The sequence below is a fragment of the Curvibacter fontanus genome (assembly GCF_054780335.1).
In genome coordinates this window covers 99258-117295 of sequence record NZ_BAAGWN010000010.1, presented here as the reverse complement: position 1 = coordinate 117295, position 18038 = coordinate 99258, and the positions used below count along the sequence as shown (strand labels likewise).

Annotated in this window: 14 protein-coding genes; 7 read left to right on the top strand and 7 right to left on the bottom strand. The window is 65.5% G+C overall.

Going from position 1 to position 18038, the window contains the following annotated elements; translation table 11 throughout:
- Positions 1 to 22: 22 nt before the first annotated feature.
- The 3 genes from moeA to moaA form a co-directional block, all read right to left on the bottom strand.
- Positions 23 to 1288 carry a molybdopterin molybdotransferase MoeA gene (moeA, locus tag ACYVH8_RS05860; protein WP_460487947.1) on the bottom strand — a complete coding sequence of 422 codons (1266 nt, stop codon included), beginning with the start codon at positions 1286 to 1288 and terminating at the stop codon, positions 23 to 25.
- Between the two features lie 4 nt (positions 1289 to 1292).
- Entirely contained in the window at positions 1293 to 1916 is a 624-nt protein-coding gene (mobA, locus tag ACYVH8_RS05855) for a molybdenum cofactor guanylyltransferase MobA (RefSeq protein ID WP_460487946.1), read from the bottom strand.
- Between the two features lie 180 nt (positions 1917 to 2096).
- A complete protein-coding gene (gene moaA / locus ACYVH8_RS05850) occupies positions 2097 to 3248 on the bottom strand; it encodes a GTP 3',8-cyclase MoaA (protein WP_460487945.1) in 1152 nt (383 codons plus the stop codon).
- Positions 3249 to 3407: 159 nt separating this feature from the next.
- On the opposite strand from moaA, the gene ACYVH8_RS05845 reads away from it, so the two are divergent.
- From ACYVH8_RS05845 to ACYVH8_RS05835, 3 genes are read left to right on the top strand one after another with little or no spacing between them, the layout of a single operon-like run.
- A complete protein-coding gene (locus ACYVH8_RS05845; protein ID WP_460487944.1) occupies positions 3408 to 5342 on the top strand; it encodes a TonB-dependent receptor plug domain-containing protein in 1935 nt (644 codons plus the stop codon).
- Between the two features lie 5 nt (positions 5343 to 5347).
- A complete protein-coding gene (locus tag ACYVH8_RS05840; RefSeq protein ID WP_460487943.1) occupies positions 5348 to 6289 on the top strand; it encodes an ABC transporter substrate-binding protein in 942 nt (313 codons plus the stop codon).
- Positions 6286 to 8208 (top strand): ATP-binding response regulator, encoded by a 1923-nt coding sequence (locus ACYVH8_RS05835; protein ID WP_460487942.1) that lies wholly within the window; start codon positions 6286 to 6288, stop codon positions 8206 to 8208. Before ACYVH8_RS05840 ends, ACYVH8_RS05835 begins: the two co-directional genes overlap by 4 nt.
- 4 nt (positions 8209 to 8212) lie before the next feature.
- Here the strand turns inward: ACYVH8_RS05835 and ACYVH8_RS05830 are convergent, their stop codons facing one another.
- The 3 genes from ACYVH8_RS05830 to ACYVH8_RS05820 form a co-directional block, all read right to left on the bottom strand.
- The gene (locus ACYVH8_RS05830; protein ID WP_460487941.1) at positions 8213 to 8878 is read right to left on the bottom strand and encodes a response regulator transcription factor; all 666 of its coding nucleotides are present in this window, start codon (positions 8876 to 8878) and stop codon (positions 8213 to 8215) included.
- Positions 8879 to 8983: 105 nt separating this feature from the next.
- A complete protein-coding gene (locus tag ACYVH8_RS05825) occupies positions 8984 to 9499 on the bottom strand; it encodes a hypothetical protein (protein WP_460487940.1) in 516 nt (171 codons plus the stop codon).
- 271 nt (positions 9500 to 9770) lie between these two features.
- Positions 9771 to 11837, bottom strand: a complete 2067-nt coding sequence (locus ACYVH8_RS05820) for a sodium-translocating pyrophosphatase (RefSeq protein WP_460487939.1) — start codon at positions 11835 to 11837, stop codon at positions 9771 to 9773.
- Between the two features lie 222 nt (positions 11838 to 12059).
- Between ACYVH8_RS05820 and ppa the strand changes: the two genes are divergently transcribed.
- The 3 genes from ppa (at position 12060) to ACYVH8_RS05805 (ending at position 15111) form a co-directional block, all read left to right on the top strand.
- Positions 12060 to 12602 (top strand): inorganic diphosphatase, encoded by a 543-nt coding sequence (ppa, locus tag ACYVH8_RS05815; RefSeq protein WP_460487938.1) that lies wholly within the window; start codon positions 12060 to 12062, stop codon positions 12600 to 12602.
- A 169-nt stretch (positions 12603 to 12771) separates the two neighbouring features.
- The gene (locus ACYVH8_RS05810) at positions 12772 to 13278 is read left to right on the top strand and encodes a chemotaxis protein CheW (protein WP_460487937.1); all 507 of its coding nucleotides are present in this window, start codon (positions 12772 to 12774) and stop codon (positions 13276 to 13278) included.
- Between the two features lie 84 nt (positions 13279 to 13362).
- Complete coding sequence (locus ACYVH8_RS05805; RefSeq protein ID WP_460487936.1) at positions 13363 to 15111, top strand: methyl-accepting chemotaxis protein; 1749 nt, start codon at positions 13363 to 13365, stop codon at positions 15109 to 15111.
- Between the two features lie 7 nt (positions 15112 to 15118).
- Here ACYVH8_RS05805 and ACYVH8_RS05800 read toward each other — a convergent pair whose 3' ends face one another.
- Complete coding sequence (locus ACYVH8_RS05800; protein ID WP_460487935.1) at positions 15119 to 16291, bottom strand: GNAT family N-acetyltransferase; 1173 nt, start codon at positions 16289 to 16291, stop codon at positions 15119 to 15121.
- Between the two features lie 27 nt (positions 16292 to 16318).
- Here ACYVH8_RS05800 and ACYVH8_RS05795 point away from each other — a divergent pair, with 27 nt between their 5' ends.
- Positions 16319 to 17992 (top strand): NAD+ synthase, encoded by a 1674-nt coding sequence (locus ACYVH8_RS05795; protein WP_460487934.1) that lies wholly within the window; start codon positions 16319 to 16321, stop codon positions 17990 to 17992.
- The last annotated feature ends 46 nt before the right edge of the window (positions 17993 to 18038 follow it).

Genomic DNA, 18038 nt, shown 5'->3' with positions numbered 1-18038 from the left:
GGCCAGAGCCCGGGGCCGTCGTTCAGATCACGCCCTCGAACATCATCACGTCGACTTCCTCGCCCGCCGCGACGTTGCCCTGTCCGTGGTGCAGCACGATGAGGCCGTTGCCCTGCACCATGGAGCTGAGCACGCCCGAGCCCTGGTTGCCCGTGGTGCGCACCTGCAGGCGGCCGTCGGGGGTGGGGCTGACGAAACCACGCTGGTACTCGGTGCGCCCCGGTTTTTTGCGCATGGGCTCCAGGCAACGCGCGCGCAGCAGCGGCGTCGAGGCGGCGGTGCAGCCCATCATCTTCAGCAGGGCGGGACGCACGAAAGCCAGGAAGGTCACCATCACGGCCACCGGATTGCCAGGCAATCCAAACAGGATGGAGCGATCGATACGGCCCACGGCCATGGGCCGGCCCGGACGCATGGCGATGCGCCAGAAGGCCACGTCACCCAGCTTCTTCATCATGGCCTTGGTGTAGTCGGCCTCGCCCACGCTGACGCCGCCGCTGGTGATGATGGCGTCAGCCTCACCCGCCGCACGGCGGAAGGTGGCCTCGATTTTTTCGGGGCTGTCACCGACCACGCCGTAGTCCAGCACCTCGATCCCCATGCGCGTGAGCAGGCCGAAGACGGTGTAACGGTTGCTGTCGTAGACCGCGCCTTCGCGCGGGGTTTCGCCCAGGCTCAGGATTTCGTCACCCGTGGAGAAGTAGGCCACCTTGAGGCGACGCCAGACGCGCACCGTGGGGATGCCCAGGCTGGCCGCCAGGCCGAGCGCGGCCGGAGAAAGCCGTGCGCCCTGGCGCAGCGCCGGCTGGCCCTGCATGACGTCCTCACCCTTGAAGCGGCGGTTGTCACCGGCCTGCAGCAGGCCCGCGGGGATGGTGACGCGTTGGCCTTCAGCCTGGACGAACTCCTGCGGCACCACGGTGTCCAGCCCGGTCGGCATGATGGCGCCCGTCATGATGCGCACACATTCACCGGGGCCCACGCTGCCTTGCCAGGCCTTGCCGGCCAGCGCCGTGCCCACGGCGGTCAGGGTGAGCGGGGCATCGCTGCGCAACTGCCTGCCATCCAAGGCATAACCATCCATGGCCGAGTTGTCGTGCGGCGGCACGCTCACCGGGGAGATCACGTCCTGCGCCAGCACACGGTCGAGCGCGTCGAAGAGGGGCAGTGCTTCGGTCTGCGTGACCGGCTCGACCAGGCGGGCCAGGAAGTCGTTGACAGCGGTGGCGCTCAGGGCCTGCGGGTCGTAGCCCTGGAGTTCGGCGGCGATCTGCGCTATCGATTTCATGGGCTCAGGAATTTTCGAGTTGCTTCAACTCGGCCAGCGTGTTGGCATTGGCGAAGGCCAGGGGATCGTCGTCCGGCGCATCGAAGGGCACGACCACGGTCTTGTGCTGGGCCGTCCAGGCGTCGATCTTGCGGCCGCCGCCCTGCGTGAACCGGACCAGGCTTTCCAGCAGCTCGATGTGCAGCAGGCAGAACACCGGTTGGGTCCGTACTTTCACTTCACCGTTGTCGTCCTTTTCGGGGGCGGCGGCCATGGCGATCTCGGCCTGTTCCCGTTCCATGGCCTCGGCCAGGCGCGCCACCAGATCCAGCGGGAAACGCGGTGAGTCGCAGGGCACAGTGGCCAGGTAAGGTGTTTCGCAGCGCTCCAGGCCCGTCAGGAAACCGGCCAAGGGACCGGGGTAGTCGGCCAGCACGTCGGGCCAGACCTCGGCGCCAAAGGACTCGTAGGCCGACAGGTTGCGGTTGGCGTTGATCATGACCCTGCCTACCTGCATCTGCAGGCGCATCAGCGTGTGCAGGGCCAGGGGCATGCCGTTGAAGTTCTGCAGGCCCTTGTCGACCCCGCCCATGCGGCTGCCGCGGCCGCCGGCCAGGATCAGGCCGGTGATTTCTTGAGATGAGATCATGAGTAGAAAGAAGAAAGGTTTTGCCGCCGGGCCGTCCCAAGGCAGAACGCGGCCCCTGAGGGGCTGACGCCTGCGGCTCCCTGCCTGCCTGCGCAGGCCGGGACAGGCGGAAGAGTCGCTGCGTCTCGCGGCGACACGTACAGGGAGTCACACGAAGTGGACGACCGTGGGGACCACATCCTAGCCTCCGATGTAGCTCATTTCGACGCGGCGCTGCGGGGCGAGTCCATGCTCCGGCGGCTGCAGGCTGCGCAGTTCAGAATAACGGTCGTCGCGTGCGCCCCAGATATGGCCGATGGCCGATGCGATATCGGCGTCGCTGGCGCCGCCGCGGATCAGGCTGCGCAGGTCGTGGCCCTGGGTGGCGAAGAGGCAGAGGTAGAGCCGGCCTTCGGTGGACAGGCGGGCCCGGTTGCAATCGCCGCAGAAGGCGTGCGTCACGCTGCTGATGACGCCGATCTCACCCGCGGTTTTGTCGTGCTGGCCCTGGGCGTCGGCATAACCCCAGCGCTCGGCGGTCTCGCCCGGGGCGCTGTGCCCGAGCTGCACCAGCGGCAGCTCGGCATGGATGAGTTTGACGACCTCGGCTGAGGGCAGCACTTCGTTCATGCGCCAGCCATTGGTCGCGCCCACATCCATGTACTCGATGAAGCGCAGCACCATGCCCGAGCCGCGGAAATGGCGCGCCATGCGCAGGATCTCGTGCTCGTTGGTGCCCCGTTTGACCACCATATTGATCTTGATCGGACCCAGCCCCGCTTCCCTGGCTGCGGCGATGCCTTCGAGCACATCGGCCACCGGGAAATCGACGTCGTTCATGCGGCGGAACACCGCGTCGTCCAGTCCGTCCAGGCTGACGGTCACGCGTTGCAGGCCGGCGTCCTTCAGCGAGCGGGCCTTGCGCGCCAGCAAAGAGCCGTTGGTGGTCAGGGTCAGGTCCAGCGGCTCGCCATCGGGGGTGCGAAGCGCGGCCAGCTGCGCGATCAGGATCTCGATGTTCTTGCGCAGCAGCGGCTCGCCCCCGGTCAGGCGGATCTTGCGCACGCCGTGGGCGACAAAAAGACGCGTCACACGCGTGATTTCCTCGAAGCTCAGCAGGGCGCTGTGCGGCAGGTAGGCGTAGTCCTTGTCGAATACTTCCTTGGGCATGCAGTAACTGCAGCGGAAATTACAGCGGTCGGTCACGCTGATGCGCAAGTCGCGCAGCGGCCGGCCCAGGCGGTCGGACAGCAGACCGCTGGCCGCGATGCGGGTGGCCGGGTCGAAGGCAGCAGCCGGCGCTGTCAGCGTCGGGATGCGCTGGTCGACCAGGGGAATGACACGTTCAGACATACCCTTATTGTGGCCCAGCTGGCAAAGCCCTGATGCGGAGGGTGTTCAAAAGGCGCGACAGACAGACCGTCGCCTCGCGATTCGCGGCAGACGGCTGCCAAAGCCAAGGCAGAATCGGGCCAGGGATAAGAAAAAAACCAGATCCCCGGAAACCTGCCCATGAAACGCAAGAACGACATCATCTACCTGTCCGCTCTATGGGGGCTGGCCGGCTTTGCTGCCGCCCAGCAAGCGGGTGCCGTCTCGGAAAAAGACTACCTGGACGATGTACCTGTGGTCCTGTCGGTATCGCGGCTGCCGCAGCGGCTGGACGAAACACCGGGGGCGGTCACCATCATCGATCGGCAGATCATCCGCATGAGCGGCGCGCGTGATGTGGCCGACCTGCTGCGCCTGGTGCCGGGTTTTCGCGTCAGCAATTCCTTTGAAAGCAACACGCCCCAGGGCAGCTACCACACCAGCCTGAGCGACTATTCCAATCACATGCAGGTGATGGTGGACGGCCGCTCGGTCTACTCGGTCTATATGCAGGGCAGCACGGGCCCGGGCCTGCAGGCCGTGGCGCTGGAGGACATCGAGCGCATCGAGGTGCATCGCGGCTCGAACTCGGCGGCCTATGGTGCGCGTGCCTTTCTGGGCACGATCAATATCGTGACCCGTGATCCGGTGGATACCCAGGGCGCGCACGTGCAGGCGGCTGCCGGCGACAACGGCATCCGCGACGCCCTGGTGAGGCTGGGCTGGGGCAATGACCAGACGCGATTCCGGCTCAGCGCCGACGGCCGGGAAGACGATGGCCTGCGGGGCGCCAGTGGCGGCGCCCGGGTCCAGCGCGTCAATTTGCGCGCCGACGTGCGCGCCAGCAGCCGTGACATGGTGGAACTGCGCACCGGCCAGAGCGTGGTCGATGCCGGTGTCGGTTTTGCCAACCAGACCGGCAATGCGGTGCGCACGCGCCAGATCGACACGGCCTTTGTCCAGCTCGACTGGAAGCGCAACCTGGACGTGGACGAAGACCTGGCCTTTCAGGTTTCGCATACCACCGAGGCCATCCGGGACCGGTTCCCCTACAGCCCGGCTCCGGGATTGACCATCAATTTTGGCGGACGAGCCAGCAACGACAATCTTTCGTTGCAGCATACGCTGCGCTTGAACAAGGCCTTGCGGCTGGTCTGGGGGGGCGAGTTGCGACGCGAGACGGTGGTTTCGCGGCCGCTCTACGACACGGACTCTGCTTTCGTGACCGATTTTTCCCGCGTGTTCGGCAACGCCGAATGGCGTTTGCACCCCGATCTGGTGGTCAACGCCGGCGCCCTGTTCGAGCGCAGCAGCATCGCGGGCGAACACCTGTCGCCGCGCGCCATGCTGAACTGGCATCCGGCCGAAGGCCATACCCTGCGCTATGGCGTGACCCAGGCTTTCCGGCCGCCGAGCACCTACGAAAAGAATGCCAATGTGCGCTACTACCTGGCTGGCGCCCTGGCCGACTCGACGGATGTGGCTCGGGGCGCGGTGATGTCCGAAAAGGTGCAGACGCGGGAGATCGGTTATCTTGCGGAGTTGCCTGGTAGGACGCTGAGCCTGGATCTGCGGGTGTACGAGGAGCAGGTGCGCGGTCTGGTCAAGCGTGTCCAGTACACCTTGCCGGGCAGCGGCAACGGCGATCAGGTCTTTGACTACGTCAATGGCGAGGATTTCAACATCCATGGCTACGAGTACCAGATCAAGTGGAAGCCCTGGAAGGATGGCCAGCTCATCTACGGCCAGGCCCTGGTGGACAGCACGCAGTCGGTGGGCTCCGGACCCATCCGGGCTTATGGTAGCCAGAGCCTGATGCTGATGCAGCAGCTGCCGGCTGGCTACGAGTTCAGCCTCATGTATTTCCAGGCCGATGCGACCCATTTTCCCGGCGAGGATCAGTCTGCGCCGGCTTTCAGCCGTACCGATGTGCGGCTGGCCCGGGCGATGCGTTTGGGGGGGCGGCGCGCCGAGCTCTCCCTTGTGGTGCAGAACCTGGGGGCTTCCTACCAGGACTTCCTGCCCGGTTTCCGGTTTCATCAACAGGCCTACGTGATGCTGCGACTGGAGAACTGAGACCCATGCCCGTTCTGTTGCGGCATGGTTTGCCGCTCCTGCTTCTGCTGCTGCTGACGGCGCTGGCTCGCCCCGCGCGCGCCAACGAGCCGGGGGTGATCGTCGTGCGCAGCGAACAGAGCGCGGCCTATCAGCAGGCGGCCGAGGCGGTGATGGGCGAACTGGCCCGCACGGCAGAGGCCAGGCGCGAGGTGCTGCAGTTCACGGCTGCCGATTGGTCGGCCTATCGGGGGGCAGCGCCGCGTCTGTACATCGCCCTGGGCGCCGAGGCCTGCGGCCTGCTGGCGCGCACGGCCCCCGCAGCGCCGGTGCTGTGCACCCTGCTGCCGCGCGGCAGTTTCGAGCGTGTGCTGCGTGATACCGGCCGGCGCGCCGGCGCCTCCCTCTCGGCCCTGTACCTGAACCAGCCGCTGGGTCGCCAGCTCGAGCTGGTACGGCTGGCGCTGCCGCAGGCCCGGCGCGTGGGGGTGTTGTGGGGGGCGGAATCCCAGAGCAATGAGGCTCAACTGGAATCGGCGGCCCTGGCGCGCGGACTGCGGGTGGTGGGGGTGCCGGTCAAGCCGGATGAGCCTGTGTTCAATGGCCTGAAAAAGATCTTGGATGAATCCGATCTGCTGCTGGCCCTGGCTGATCCGCAGATCTACAACAGCAACAGCATCCAGAACATCCTGCTGGCGTCTTTCCGCGCTCAGGTGCCCATGCTGGCTTTTTCGCCGGCCTATGTGCGGGCCGGCGCCCTGATGGCCGTTTACTCGACACCGGCACAGATCGGCCAGCAGGCCGGTTTGCTGGCGCGCGGTGTGCTGCAGGGCCAGCCGCTGGGTGTGCCGCAGTACCCCTTGCATTTCGAAGTCAGCGTCAATGAACATGTGGCGCGTTCGCTGGGCCTGAAGCTGGACGCGGCGGTGCTGACGGAGCGTTTGCGGAAACTGGAGCGCGGTCCATGAGATTCTTCGATATTCGCGACCGCATGCTGCTGGCGGCGCTGCTGCCGGTGACCCTGGTGGCCGTGCTGCTGTCCACGGTCTTTCTGGCCGGTCGTTATGCCGATCTCGACGAGGCCCATCTGCAGCGCGCCCGCTCGCTGGCACGCCAGCTGGCCAGCGCCAGCGAATACGGCCTGTTCTCCGCCAACACCGGCAGCCTGCAGACCATCGCAGCTGGCGCCCTGCGTGAGCCTGATGTGCGCTCCGTCATGATCCTGAACACAAAGGGACAGGCGCTGGCCCTGGCGGGTGCATCCGGACTGATGGCGCTGCCAGTGCTGGGGCTGCAGGAGCAGCGCTGGCTGGATGCAGCGACCGGTCTCGAAATATGGGTGCAGCCTGTCAGTCCCTCGCAGCTCAGACTGGACGACCTGTTCGAGAGCGCGACCCCTGTGGACCGGGGCGAGGCGCCGCCGCTGGGACATGTGGTGCTGGAGATTTCGCGCGCGGCTGTGGTCTCGCGCAGCCACGACATGCTGGCCATCGGTCTGGCGGTCACCCTGGGAGGGCTGCTTTTTGGGGGGGTGCTGGCGGTGCGCATCGGGCGTGGCGTGATCCAGCCCATCTTGCGCGTCTCCGACATGATCGAGCGCATCGGGCATGGTGAGTTGTCCGTGCGGGGGCAGGTGCGGCCCGATGATCCGCTGCGCGATCTGCAGCAGGGCCTGAACCAGATGGCCGAGCACTTGCAGCAGGGGCGCGACGAGCTTGAGCAGCGGGTGGCCCAGGCGACCGCGGAACTGCGCAGCAAGAAGGACGAGGCCGAGACCGCCACGCGGGCCAAGTCGCGTTTCCTGGCTGCGGCCAGCCATGACCTGCGCCAGCCCATCCATGCCCTGGGCATGTTCGTGGCGCGGCTGGCCCAACTGCCGCACGACCGTGAGACCCGCCATCTCATCAGCAACCTGGAGGCATCGGTGCGCGCCATGCAGGACCTGCTGGATGCGCTGCTCGACATCTCCCGCCTGGATGCTGACGCCGTGCGGGTCCAGCAGCAGCCGGTGCCGCTGGCGCCCTTGCTGGAGCAGTTGCGCGGCGCATTGCTGCCGGTGGCTGCGGACAAGGGGCTGCGCCTTCGCGTGCGCAACAGCGAACTGTGGGTGCAGAGCGACCCGACCCTGTTGCATCGGATCCTGCTCAATCTGGTCAGCAATGCGCTGCGCTACACAGGCCATGGTGGTGTGCTGATCGGCTGCCGGCGCAGCCGCGGTGGCAGTCATCTCTGGATCGAGGTCTGGGACACAGGTGTGGGCATTCCCCCCGAGCATCAGCAGGACATCTTCCGCGAGTTCTATCAGATCGGCAATCCTGAGCGGGACCGCAGCAAGGGCCTGGGTCTGGGCCTCAACATCGTGGACCGCACGGCGCGTCTGCTCGGGCATGGGCTGGATCTGTGTTCCGTTCCCGGCCGCGGCACGCGTTTCCGCATCGAGGTGCCGCTGGCGCCGTCCGGTGACCTGCAGGCCATGCTGGCTGCGGTCGAGCCCCTGCCGGACGATGTGCGCGGCCTGCGCATCCTGGTGATCGAGGACGATATGCACTCGGCCCAAGCCTTGCGCGGCCTGCTCGATTCCTGGGGCTGCGTGGTGGCCGTGGTGGAGGGCTTGCAAGGGGCTTTGACCCTGCTCCATGGCGGCTTCACGCCCGACCTGCTCCTCAGTGATTTCCGTTTACGGGCCGGTGAAAGTGGCATGCAGACCCTGCAGCAGCTGCGCACGACCCTGGGACGTCCCCTGCCGGCCTGCCTGATGAGTGGCGACACCGACCCGGAACTGATCCAGTCCTGCCGCGATGCCGGCCTGCCGCTGCTGCACAAGCCGGTACGGCCCGCCAAGCTGCGCACGCTGATCCGCCGTCTGGCCCGGCCCCAGCCCGTCTAGGGAGTCACGCTGCTCCGCTGGCGTCGTCAGGCGCCATCTGCGGCCGCCCCGAGCCGACAAAACCGTGGCGCTTGGCCGCCAGCACCGCCTGGGTGCGGGTGGTGACACCAAAGCCGCGCAGGATGTTGCTCACATGGTTTTTCACGGTCTCCTCCGAGAGGTAGAGCATGCGCCCGATCTCCTTGTTGGAGTAGCCGTTCAGCAGGAGCTGCAGCACTTCTTCCTGGCGTGGCGTGAACAGAGGCGGGGGCAGATCAGCCGAACCCTCCTCTGCGCCGAGGATGGGCAGGCTGGGCATGTGCACGCCGCCGGCCAGCACCAGGCGGGTGACCGAGAGCAGTTCATCGCTCATGCCGGATTTGGTCACGAAGGCGGCGGCGCCCTTTTGCATGACCTGCTGCATGATGCGCGGATTGACCGAGCCGGACAGCACGATGATGGGCAGGGCTGGATGCTGGCGCGCAAAAACGTCCAGGGCCTCCAGGCCATTCATGTCCGGCAGGTGGTAGTCCAGCAGAACCAGATCGAGTTCTGGTTCCTGCTGCGCCAGCTCGAAGGCCCGGGCGCAGGAGCCCGCTTCCAGCACATCCACGTCGTTTTCCAGCCCGCGCAGCACCTGGCGCAGACCCTCACGGATCAAGGCGTGATCATCGACAACCAGAATTTTCAACGTGTTTCCCGGCAGAGCGCAAAGCAGAGGGCATGGTAGCGCATATGCCCCGGGGCTCCGGCGTGTTCATGCACGACCGGCTTGCTTTGAACGGCCCTGCCGTGTTCAGCGCAGCGGTGTGGGCACGGTGGGAATATGGTCCTGGTCGTCACGATGCAGGTCGCTGACCGAGGGGGGCAGGTCGAATTTGCCCAGATCGGCAGACACCCGCCAATAGGCCGGGCCCGGCATGCGGGTGTGGGGGAAGCCGCAGGTCGGGGCAAACACCCAGGCCATGACGTGCGCGCCGTGGTTGTTGCTCGGGTCGAAATGCTGCAGGCCTTGCAGGATCTGTTGCTTGAGCAGGGGGGCGTAGCGCAGCAGGCCCTCGTGCCAGGTGTAGACGATCAGGTTGATCTGGAAGTTCTGGGCCTGGCCGCTGTGAGGCCGTGCAATGACTTCACAGCCGACCCAGTCGATCGGGATGCCATTGAGCCGCAGGGTGTCGCGCAGGACCATGCGGACCAGATCGCGGTAGTTGATGGGATTCTGGGACTGGATGGACGAGCCTGTCGTCGACGGGCTGTCGGCCGAGACGCCGTGACTGGAGGGGTTGCGCGAGGAACGGAACATATCGAACATGGAAGAGCACTCCCGGGTTAACAGAGAAACCGATCCAGCCCGTTGTGTCCCGGGCCCTTCACCAACGACGCTTTGATTATAGGTATTTGGTCGCGGCTGACCAGCGTTATCACCATCCGTCGAATGCACGGTTTAGGCCCACCCATGGTGCGAGGCGGCAGTGTCTTGGCTATCGGTGGCGAGACAGGGATGGGCTTTCCCCATCGCCGAACTGCCTGTCGAAAAAAAGCCCGCCGGATGGCGGGCCTGGCGACGAGCCGGAGAGCCGGCTTCAGCCGTGGAAGCGCATCATCAGCGGCACGATCAGCAGTGCCACGATGTTGATGATCTTGATCAAGGGGTTGACGGCCGGGCCGGCGGTGTCCTTGTAGGGATCGCCCACGGTGTCGCCGGTGACGGCGGCCTTGTGCGCTTCGCTGCCCTTGCCACCATGGTGGCCGTCCTCGATGTATTTCTTGGCGTTGTCCCAGGCGCCGCCGCCAGTGCACATGGAGATGGCGACGAAGAGACCGGTCACGATGGTGCCCATCAGCAGGCCGCCGAGTGCGGCCGGGCCAAGCACCAGGCCGACCAGGATCGGCACCACCACGGGCAGCAGCGAGGGGATCATCATCTCCTTGATGGCGGCCGTGGTCAGCATGTCGACCGCCGTGTCGTACTCGGGCTTGCCCGAGCCGTCCATGATGCCCTTGATGTCGCGGAACTGGCGGCGCACTTCGACCACCACCGCACCGGCGGCGCGGCCCACGGCCTCCATGGCCATGGCGCCGAAGAGGTAGGGGATCAGGCCGCCGATGATGAGGCCGATGATGACCATCGGGTTGCTCAGGTCGAAGCTGATGACCTTGCCGTAGGCTTCCAGTTTGTGCGTGTAGTCGGCGAACAGCACCAGCGCAGCCAGGCCGGCCGAGCCGATGGCGTAACCTTTGGTCACGGCCTTGGTGGTGTTGCCCACGGCGTCCAGCGGGTCGGTGATGTCACGCACGCTGGAGGGCAGCTCGGCCATCTCGGCGATGCCGCCCGCGTTGTCGGTGATGGGGCCGTAGGCGTCCAGGGCCACCACGATGCCGGCCATGCTCAGCATGGAGGTGGCGGCAATGGCGATGCCGTACAGGCCGGCCAGCTGGAAGGACACCCAGATCGCGATGCACACGAAGATCACGGGCCAGGCGGTGGAGCGCATGGACACGCCCAGGCCGGCGATGATGTTGGTGCCGTGGCCGGTGGTGGAGGCCTGGGCGATGTGCTGGACCGGGGCGTACTCCGTGCCGGTGTAGTACTCGGTGATCCAGACCAGGGCGGCGGTCAGCACCAGGCCGACGGCGCAGGCGCCGAACAGGCGCATCTGGCTGCCGGCGGCGGTGATGGCGTTGTCCGGCATCAGCCACATCGTCACGAAGAAGAAGGCGATCAGCGAGAGCACGCCGGCCACGGCCAGACCCTTGTAGAGCGCAGGCATCACGTTTTTCATGCCCGGGCTGGCCTTGACGAAGAAGCAGCCGATGATGGAAGCGATGATGGACACGGCCCCCAGGGCCAGCGGGTAGACCACGGCGCTGGTGCCGGCGCCGGTGACCAGCAGGGCACCCAGCACCATGGTGGCGATCAGCGTGACGGCATAGGTCTCGAACAGGTCGGCAGCCATGCCGGCGCAGTCGCCCACGTTGTCGCCCACGTTGTCGGCGATCACGGCCGGGTTGCGCGGGTCGTCCTCGGGGATGCCGGCTTCGACCTTGCCCACCAGGTCGGCGCCCACATCGGCGCCCTTGGTGAAGATGCCGCCGCCCAGGCGGGCGAAGATGGAGATCAGCGAGGAGCCGAAGGCAAAACCGATCAGCGGATTGAGCAGCTTGGCCAGGTTGCTGCTGGCGTTCAGGTTGCCGTTGCCGGCCAGGAACCAGTAGAAGGCCGTCACGCCCAGCAGGCCCAGTCCCACCACCAGCATGCCGGTGATGGCGCCGCCGCGGAAGGCCACGTCCAGCGCCGGGCCGATGCCCTTGGTGGCGGCCTGCGCGGTGCGCACATTGGCGCGCACCGAGACGTTCATGCCGATGAAGCCGCAGGCGCCCGAGAGCACGGCGCCGACGACAAAACCGACGGCGGTCTGGCCGTCGAGGAAGAGGCCGATCAGGATGGTCAGCACGACGCCGACGATGGCGATGGTCTTGTATTGGCGCGCCAGGTAGGCGGCGGCGCCGGTCTGGATGGCCGCCGCGATTTCCTGCATGCGCGCGTTGCCGGCGTCTTGCGAGAGGATCCAGCTGCGGGCCCAGATGCCGTAAGCCACGGCGATGAGTCCACACACGAGCGCCAGTATCAGCGCCGAATTGCCTGTCATATCAATCTCCTGTGTTGTATCGCGTAGGGGTGGCAACGCAGGGGGGCGGTGCCACCGATGCGTTGCTTCCTCGCCGCGACAGCCCACAGGTCTGACAGGACGATTGGCCAACGGGCGGACTGTAACGTGAAAACAGCCCGATTCAAGAGGACGTCAGTGCGGAGCAAGTAAAATCAGGGTTAATACTGATCTCTTTCCGTTTCAACTCAGCAAGAAGCAACCATGTCCCTCGACAACGTCACCCCCGGCAAGAATGTTCCCGAAGCCTTCAACGTGATCATCGAAATCCCGATGAACGCCGACCCCATCAAGTACGAAGTCGACAAGGAAACCGGCGCCATCTTCGTGGACCGTTTCATGAGCACGGCCATGCACTACCCGACCAACTACGGTTATGTGCCCAAGACCATCTCGGGCGACGGCGATCCGGTCGACGTGCTGGTCATCACCCCGGTCCCGCTGATTCCGGGCGTGGTGGTGCCCTGCCGTCCGATCGGCATTCTCAAGATGACGGACGAGGCCGGTGAAGACGGCAAGGTGCTGGCCGTGCCCACCGACAAGATCCTCTCGCTCTATACCCAATGGCAAAAACCCGAGGATCTGAACCCGATGCGCCTCAAGACCATCGAGCATTTCTTCGAGCATTACAAGGACCTTGAGCCGGGCAAGTGGGTGAAGGTGCAGGGCTGGGAGGGCCCGGATTCGGCCAAGAAGGAAATCATGGACGGCATCGCCAATTACAAGAGCAAGCAGTCCAAGAGCTGATTACCGCAAGAGACTGCAACGCCGCCAGGCCCATTGGGTCTGACGGCGTTTTTTATGCGTCGGCCGTGGAATCGCAGGGTTTTTCCGGTCCAGTTTGAGCTACACCCGGTGAACTCCCGCGTGTATCATGAACCGGAGGTCAACCCGGCGCCACACGTCAGGAAGGAGCATGATCATGCAGAGCACCAGCGAAACCCGCTCCGATAGCACGGCCGTCGCGGCGGCCTCCGGCCAGTACCTGACCCTGCGTCTGGGCAAGGAGGAGTACGCCATCGACATCCTGCGGGTACAGGAAATCCGCTCCTATGAAGAACCCACCCGCATGGTCAATGCGCCGGCCTTCATCAAGGGGGTGGTCAACCTGCGCGGTGTGATCGTCCCCATCGTCGACCTGCGCATGAAGCTCAACCTGGACAAGGTCGAGTACAACGAGTTCACCGTGGTCATCATCCTCAACGTGCGCGGCACCGTGATCGGCGCGGTGGTGGATTCGGTGTCCGATGTGGTGACCTTGGGCGCCGATGCGATCAAGCCGGCGCCGCAGTTCGATACCACGCTGGACACCCGCTTCATCACGGGTCTGGCCAATGTGGGCGAGCGCATGCTGATCGTGATGAACATGGAAGCGATGATGAGCAATGCCGAGATGGGCATGCTGGCCACGGCAAGCAACTGAGCAACAGTACAAGCCCGCGTTGACGGGTAGGGCTAGGGCGACCCCTGACGGGTACGGGGGGTAAAGACAGCAGGAGACAAAACTATGGCTTTCTGGCTTCGACTCCGGATCGGTACCCGCTTGGCGCTCGCTTTCGCCGCGGTGCTTGTGATCACCACCACCGTTTCGGTCCTGGGTGTCTGGCGGCTCGGAACGCTCAAGGACATCAGCCACGACATCGTCACGGTCGAGCTGCAGCGCAGCCTGCTGGCCCAGCGCTGGGCTTCACAGATTGCCATCAACTGGGTGCGGGCCTCGGCGGCGCTCAAGACCCGCGACGAGCCCTATATCGAGTCCCTGCAGAAAGACATGGCGGCCACGTCCAAGGCCATCAGCGAGGACCAGCAGCAGTTGGAGGCCATGGTGGAGGATGTTGCCGGCAAGGACTTGCTGGTGGCTGTGGCAAAACATCGCAAAACCTATCTCGACGCCCGTGCGGCCCTGATCAAACGGCAAAAGGCCGGTGAAGACATCCTCGGGGCGGTCGACACGGATTTGCGCCCGCTGGCGGAAACCTACCTCAAGGCGGTGGACCAGGTGGCAGCTTACGCCCGTCAGATCCTGGCCGAAACACAGGAGGAAGCCGAAGCCACAGCGGGCCGGAGCCAGTTGGCTCAGGCCGGCGGCACAGTGCTGGCGGTCTTGCTGGGCATGGTCCTGGCCTATCTGGTTACGCGTTCGATCGTCCGCCCGGTCCAGCAGGCGGCCGACTCAACACGCCATATCGCCGAAGGGGATCTGACGACGCAGATTCCAGCACGCGGTTCCGACGAAGTGGCCCAGTTGCTGAAATCCCTGGCAGCCATGCAGCACAACCTGGCCCGCATCGTGAGCCGCGTACGCCAGGGCAGCGATTCCGTTTCCACCGCCAGCGCCGAAATCGCCCAGGGTAACCATGACCTCTCGGCACGCACGGAGAGCCAGGCCAGTGCGCTGCAGGAAACAGCGGCCAGCATGGAGGAGCTGTCCTCCACCGTGCGCCAGAACGCTGACAACGCCAAGCAGGCCAACCAGCTGGCGCAGAGCGCCTCGACCGTGGCCATCAAGGGTGGCGAGGTGGTGGCCCAGGTGGTGGACACCATGAAGGGCATCAACGACAGCTCCAGGAAGATCGCCGACATCATCAGCGTGATCGACGGCATCGCTTTCCAGACCAACATCCTGGCGCTCAATGCGGCAGTGGAAGCGGCACGGGCCGGCGAGCAGGGCCGTGGTTTTGCCGTGGTGGCTGCCGAAGTGCGCAGCCTGGCCAGCCGCAGCGCGGAAGCGGCCAAGGAGATCAAGACCCTGATCAACGACAGCGTGAGCCGCGTGGGCCAGGGCACGACTCTGGTGGACCAGGCTGGTGCGACCATGAACGAGGTGGTGGCCAGCATCCGCCGGGTGACCGACATCATGGGCGAGATCAGTGCAGCGAGCACCGAACAGAGCCAGGGTGTGGCGCAGATCGGCGAAGCCGTGACGAACATGGATCAGGCCACGCAGCAGAACGCGGCGCTGGTGGAAGAGATGGCAGCCGCGGCCAGCAGCCTCAAGAGTCAGGCCCAGGATCTGGTGCAGACCGTGGCCGTGTTCAAGGTAGATGCGCAGCCGAATGAATTCGGCGCCTCGACTTCAGCGCCGGCCCCGGTCAGCCGACCGAGCAAGCCGGCAAGCCTGCCGGCGCGCGCGGCCGCAACTCGGCCTGCAGGCAAAGGGAATAGCCCGGCCGCCGCTCCTATGGCCTTGTCCAGTCCGCCTCCCAAATTGAGCGGCAAGGCCGGAGGGAATGACAGCGACTGGGAAAGCTTCTGAGCCGTCGCTAGCCTTCCTGCCTCAAGGGGGAGTGTCGCTCCAGCTCATCCACATAGTCGGTGATGCCCAGCGTTTCACGCTCCAGAAAGCGTTCGATGGCACTGGCGAACTCCGGGTGTGACAGCCAGTGGGCGCTGCTCGTGCGCACGGGCAGCAGGGCACGGGCCAGCTTATGCTCCCCCTGCGCACCGCCCTCGAAGCGGTGATATCCCTGCTGGATGCACCACGCCAGCGGGCTGTAATAGCAGGCCTCGAAATGCAGGCAGTCGACCCGCTCCAGCGCACCCCAGTAGCGTCCCCAGGCCACTTTCTCCTTTCCGGCATCGCTGACGGCAATCAGGCTGCTGGCGACAGGCCGGCCCTGGCGTTCGGCGATGAAGAGCAGCCAGTGCTGCGACTGCGTGCCGGCGACCTCTTCGAAAAAACGTCGACTCAGATAGGGCGGGTTGCCGTGCTCGAGGTAGGTCTGCTCATAACAACGGTAGAAAAAATCCCAGTCTTCGACGCTGATGTCCGCGCCACGGGCATGGCGCAGCGTCACGCCGGCCGCTTGCACCTTGCGCCGTTCCTGCCGGATCTTCTTGCGTTTTTCCTGGTTCAGGGCGGCCAGAAAATCCTCCATGTCACGGTAGAGAACAGTGTTCCTGTTCTGCCAGTGAAACTGCACGGTATGGCGCAGGAGCAGGCCGGCTTGCTCCGAACTGCTGATGTCGGCGGGCGCGCCAAACAGCAGGTGCAGGGAAGAGCAGCCGGCTTCACGGCACAGGTCCAGGGCCGCTTCGATCAGCGCCGTGCGTGCCGCCGCATCGCGGGCCAGCAGTCGGCTGCCGGGCACCGGCGTGAAAGGCACGGCCACCACGGCCTTGGGGTAGTAGGCGCGACCGTGGCGATGGTGGGCATCCGCCCAGGACCAGTCGAAAACGTATTCACCGCGTGAGTGGCTTTTCAGGTAGAGCGGGCAGGCAGCCTGCAGGCATCCTGCGGTGTCCCACAGGGTGAGGAAACGCGGCGTCCAGCCGCTGGCCGGCACGGCGCTGCCGCTGCGGTGCAGTGCGGCCAGGTAGGCGTGCTGCATGAAGGGGGTGGGCTGGGCCTGCAGCGCCAGCAACTCATCCCAGAGCCGGGCCTCGATCCGCAAAGGTGTGTCGAGCACCCGGATGACATAATTGCTTTTACTCACGCTGCTTCCCGACTTCTCTTGCCTTCCATGACCCTGCGTATCTGCCTTGCCCAGCTCAACTTCGTCGTCGGCGACATGGCGGGCAATGCGCAGAAAATCATCGCTGCCGCGCGTGAGGCTCACGCCAGCGGTTCGCGCCTGCTGCTCACGCCCGAACTCTCCATCTGCGGTTATGCCGCCGAGGACCTGTTTTTCCGACCGTCCTTCATCGCCGCCTGTGATGATGCCGTGAAAACAGTGGCCCGCGAGCTGGCCGGGTTAAAGGAGATGACCGTGGTGGTGGGCCATCCGGCCGCCATCGAGGCGGGCGGGCCGCGCACGCGTTCGGTGACCGTGCCCAACCGCGTCAACGCGGCCAGTGTGCTGTGCGAGGGGCGGGTCGTGGCCGCCTATGCCAAGCGCGAGCTGCCCAACTACCAGGTCTTTGACGAGCGGCGCTACTTTGTGCCGGGCCGCGAGGCCTGCGTCTTCGAAGCGTGCGGCGTCAAGGTGGGCCTGCTGATCTGCGAGGACGCCTGGTACGAGGTCCCGGCACGGGAGGCTCGGGCGGCCGGGGCCGAACTGCTGGCCGTGATCAACGCCTCGCCCTTCCACGTGGGCAAGGGGGGCGAACGTGAGGAGATGATGCGGCAGCGGGTGCGGGACTGCGGCCTGCCCCTGGTCTATGCGCACCTGGTGGGCGGGCAGGATGAAGTGGTGTTCGAGGGCCACTCCTTTGCCTTGCAGACCGATGGCGCCCTGGCGGCACGGGCGCCAAGTTTCGTAGACGATCTGTTCACGCTTACCGTCGAGCGCACCGCGACCGGTCTGCGGCTGGGTGGAACCATTGAACCCGATCGCAGCGCCGACGCCGATCTCTGGGACGCCCTGGTGCTGGGCGTGCGCGACTACGTGGGCAAGAACGGATTCCCCGGGGCCATCCTGGGTCTGTCGGGTGGCATCGATTCGGCCCTGGTGCTGGCCATCGCGGTCGACGCGCTGGGCGCGGACAAGGTACGCACGGTCATGATGCCCTCGCCCTACACGGCCGACATCAGCTGGATCGATGCGCGTGACATGGCCCAGCGCCTGGGCGTGCAGTACGACGAGATCTCCATCGCGCCCGAGTTCGAAGCCTTCAAGGCCTCGCTGGCGGCCGAGTTTCGAGATCTGCCCGAGGACACGACCGAGGAAAACATCCAGGCGCGCATCCGCGGCACGTTGCTGATGGCCCTGTCCAACAAGAGCGGGCGCATCGTGCTGACCACGGGCAACAAGTCCGAAATGGCCACGGGCTACTGCACGCTGTATGGCGATATGGCGGGCGGTTTTGCCGTCATCAAGGACCTGGCCAAGACCACGGTGTTCCGGCTGGCGCGCTGGCGCAATGCCCACGACCCGCACGGCAGCGGCGCCGACCCGATCCCCGAGCGCATCATCACGCGCCCGCCGAGCGCCGAACTGCGGCCCGACCAGAAGGACCAGGACAGCCTGCCCGCGTACGAGGTGCTGGACGCCATCGTCGAGCGTTATATGGAGAACGATCAGGGCATCGAGGAAATCGTGGCCCAGGGTTATGCGCGGTCCGACGTGGAGAAGGTGACGCGGCTGATCAAGCTCAACGAATACAAGCGGCGGCAGGCGCCGGTAGGCATCCGCGTGACCCACCGCAGTTTCGGCAAGGATTGGCGTTATCCTATTACCAACAAGTTCCGGGCCTGACTTGCATCGCAAGCGGGCCGATTCTCAGCTTACTCATCGACAGGAA